At 58.6% G+C, this 3,681-nt stretch carries 2 protein-coding genes, 1 pseudogene and 1 riboswitch; of the genes and pseudogenes, 2 read left to right on the forward strand and 1 reads right to left on the reverse strand.

All coding sequences use genetic code 11. From position 1 onward, the window contains the following. Window positions 1-1,621 (reverse strand): DUF349 domain-containing protein (locus Q0341_RS08275; RefSeq protein ID WP_366522759.1); only part of this gene is annotated, 1,621 nt, incomplete at its 3' end. A gap of 403 nt (window positions 1,622-2,024) precedes the next feature. Here Q0341_RS08275 and Q0341_RS08280 point away from each other — a divergent pair. Together Q0341_RS08280 and glyA are read left to right on the forward strand one after the other, a co-directional pair. Further along, complete coding sequence (locus Q0341_RS08280; protein ID WP_299512001.1) at window positions 2,025-2,819, forward strand: lytic transglycosylase domain-containing protein; 795 nt, start codon at window positions 2,025-2,027, stop codon at window positions 2,817-2,819. A 40-nt stretch (window positions 2,820-2,859) separates the two neighbouring features. Beyond that, a riboswitch (ZMP/ZTP riboswitch) is annotated at window positions 2,860-3,026 on the forward strand. A 52-nt stretch (window positions 3,027-3,078) separates the two neighbouring features. Beyond that, window positions 3,079-3,681: pseudogene (gene glyA, locus Q0341_RS08285) on the forward strand (serine hydroxymethyltransferase); the annotation flags it as partial.

Below are 3,681 nucleotides of genomic sequence, written 5' to 3' on the forward strand. Positions count from 1 at the left end.
CAACGCGCAAGCTTGGGGCAGCACCCACTTCGCGTGCTTCGTTGATCAACGCCTGACGGCGCTCGACACTGGCTTTTTGCGCGGCTTCGAGTCGTGCAGCGGCGGCTTTGAAAATGGCCTTCCACTGTGCTTGCATTTCGCCAAAGGCTTTTTCGCTCAAATGGCCCGCATTGCGCCAGCGGTCGGCAAATTGGTGCAGCGCACGCAATTGTGCACGCCAGTCGTCGCTTTCGGCATGTTCGGCGGTCCAAGCCTTGACCTCGTCCATCAACGTCACGCGTTGGGCACGTTGGTCTGCCGAGTCTTTTTTCATCTGCTCCAGCCAGGCCAGCACAGTTTTGTAGGCCTCGTTGCAGGCTGCGTCAAAACGCTTCCAAAGCGCGTGGTTGGGCAAACCACCTTGGTCGATTTGCTTCCAGCTGTCGCGCAGGTGGCGCAGTTTGTCTTGCATCTTGCGCCCACCCACGGTGGGGGCTTTCTCAGCGTCCAGCAGGGCCTCGGCCTGGTTCACCAGATCGGTGCGCACCTGGTCGGCCAGCCAGCGTTGCCAGCCTTCGGCATCGCCCGCGGCGGTCAAGGCCTTGTGCAAACGCTCGTCCAGACTGGTGTCCAGTTGTTTGCCGTGGGTCTTGAGTTCAGCGCGCAGGGCCATGGTGGCCTCGGGCAAAGCGGCCCCTTCGCTTTCGGTGATTTGTTTTTCCAAAGCTTCCAGCACCAAGGTCACGGCCTGAGTGGCCTGCTCGCGCAAAGCCTGGCGTTGGGCTGGGTCCATTTTTGGCTTGGCGGCTTTTTCAGTCTTTTCGGGCTTATCTGCCTTGTCGGCTTTGCCCGACTCGGTGGCTGGCGAGGCGACGGCGCTCACTTCGCCGCGCAAACGACGGATCTCTTCGGCCCACACTGGCACAGGAGGCAAAGCGGTGTCCGCATCGGTTTGGGCCAAAGTGGCCGAGGCTGCCGCGGCCGAAAACCCATCCCAGACCGCTTGCAGCTGCTTGCCTGCAGCTTCGAGTTGCGAGGGGAACTTCAGGTCCACACTGGGCCAGACAGTGTTTTGGGTCAGGGCGTTGGCTTGGCTTTGCCATTGCCCCACATCGGCCTGCAAGCCAGTTTGCCCTCCCAAAGCTTCGCTCAGGGGTTTGGTGGACAAGACTTCGATGCGCTGGGCCAACAAGACGGCAGCTTCGCGCTGCACCATGACTTGGTGTTGCAAATCTTCAACGCCTTTGACCACCTCGGCCAAGCGCTGCTTCAGGCCCGCCAGGGGTTCACGCGACAGCGGTGCACCGGCCTTGGCCGCATCGCGCTGCCACCCCAGGGCGTCAGCGATGTTCAAGCGCGAAGCCTGCAGCAAGTGCTCTGCCTTTTGGGCCCACTCAGTGGCCAGGGCTTCTTGTCCGTGGGTGCGCTTGACCTCGTCGAGCTTTTCTTTGAGGAGCTTGGCCACACCTTTGTCACGGCTGGACAACTCGCGGTAGACCTCGGCCATCAAATCCTCATGGGGATCGGTCAGCAACCAGTCGCGCAATCGGGCGCTGCGCTCTCCGGATGTGGGGGCGGTGAAAATGCCTGCCGTCAAAGGGTCAAGGGCATGGATGTCAAAGGGCTTGGAAGATGAGGTCACGGTCAATACTTTAAAAACACGGTGCATGCCAATGTGGCATCCGGCCCAACTCCACTGAAGCTGCAAATGCAATTCAGCGCAATCGGCGTCAAATGCCTATTTTCGCTGGTATTTGGACCTCAGAGGCGTTTGGCTAGCAATCCTTCCCAATCTCTGTCACATTTCAGATACCCAAGATTTTTATATAGCCAAATACATCTATCAGGCAAGTTTCTTATACTTGACTGGTTATGAAAAGTTCCTAGAATCCGCACAACTTTGAATTTAAGTGGGATTTCCCCGCACCGCTGCCGAACCCGGCTCAACCTGCAAAAGTGCAACTCGCTTGTTGCAGGTCTCGTACCCCCAACCCATCAAGTGCCCGCAGCCAACGCTGCTTGGACTTGGCATGAGAGGAAGTGCTATGACAGCGCATTTGCAATGGACCCGCTTGCGGTTGGTTCTGTCCACCCTGGTCAACGATATCGGTGAAGGCTTCGTCGAAATCACCCGACACGGCATGGCCTTGATTGGCTTGACCGTCGTGGCCGTCACCTTGACCATGTTTGCCCGCCCCGATTTACAACAGCGGGTCAGCGAGACACTTATCGGTTGGCTCGAAATACGGCAGGTGGAACAGGCCAAGACCATGGGTTTTCTGTCCGAGCCGACCCCTGCCGAGCGCTCGACTGCGACCTTGATCCGAGATCTGAGTCGCGAACAAATGGCGGTCACCCAATGGCTCAGCCAAAAATACAAAATTTCTCCTGAGCCGCTGGGGGCCTTGGTGTCCGAGGCTTGGGCCATCGGTGAGCGCAGCCAAATTGCACCAACTCTCATTTTGTCCGTGATGGCCATCGAGTCACGCTTCAATCCTTTTGCTTCGGGCAGCCGTGGCGCCATGGGCTTAATGCAAATTGAACCCGAAGCCCAAACGCACGCCCTGTCCGCTTTCGGTGGCCGCCTTGCCGCCTTCGACCCCTTGACCAATCTGCGGGTGGGCACACGCTTACTGCAGACACTGATGCAGCAATCGGCCACCGTCGAAGAAGCCATTCGCCTTTATGGCGTGGCATCTGGACAGGGCAATGAAGTGCAATACACCGACCGCGTCTTGGCCGAACAAAAGCGACTGGACCTCATCAGCCAAGGCCAAAAAACAGCCAACAACCAGCACCCCGGCACCGAGGCCTTGAGGGCCCAACAAGACCCACTGTGACGGCATGTCCCCCAAACATGGGGGCTGTCTGGGCTACACTTCGAGGGTGCGCGACTGGCGATAGGAGCCTGTTTTTGAAACAAAACAGGGCACTCTGACGTGGAGCGAGGCGGCCAGGTGCCGCCCCCGAACCACTGGGAAGCGCACAACCTGCCGGGGACATCAAACCCCTCGCCCGGTTTTAAGCCGTTCGCCTGGGCAGCCCTTGTCAATGAACCCCTCGGTTCGGGTCAAGGTCACCTCCATCCAAAGGACTGCCATGTACCACCGCAACATTCTGATTGAACAAACCGACCCCGAGCTGTTCGCCGCCATCCAGGCTGAGAACGCCCGACAAGAGCACCACATTGAACTGATCGCCAGCGAGAACTACGCCTCGCCCGCTGTCATGGCCGCCCAAGGCAGCCAGCTCACCAACAAATACGCCGAAGGCTACCCCGGCAAGCGCTACTACGGTGGCTGCGAACATGTGGACGTGGCCGAGCAATTGGCCATCGACCGCATCAAACAAATTTATGGCGCAGAAGCGGCCAACGTGCAACCGCATTGCGGCGCATCGGCCAACGAAGCCGTGTTTTTGGCGTTCCTCAAGCCGGGTGACACGATTTTGGGCATGAGCCTGGCCGAAGGTGGTCACCTGACCCACGGCATGCCGCTCAACATGTCCGGCAAGTGGTTCAACGCCGTGTCTTATGGCTTGGATGCCAATGAAGCCATCGATTACGAGGCGATGGAAGCCCAGGCCCGCAAGCACAAGCCCAAACTGATCATTGCCGGTGCTTCTGCCTATTCGCTGCACATCGACTTTGAGCGTTTTGCCAAAATCGCCAAAGAAGTCGGCGCGATCTTTTTGGTCGACATG

Source organism: uncultured Limnohabitans sp. (assembly GCF_937889215.1).
Classification (GTDB): Bacteria; Pseudomonadota; Gammaproteobacteria; order Burkholderiales; family Burkholderiaceae_C; genus Limnohabitans_A.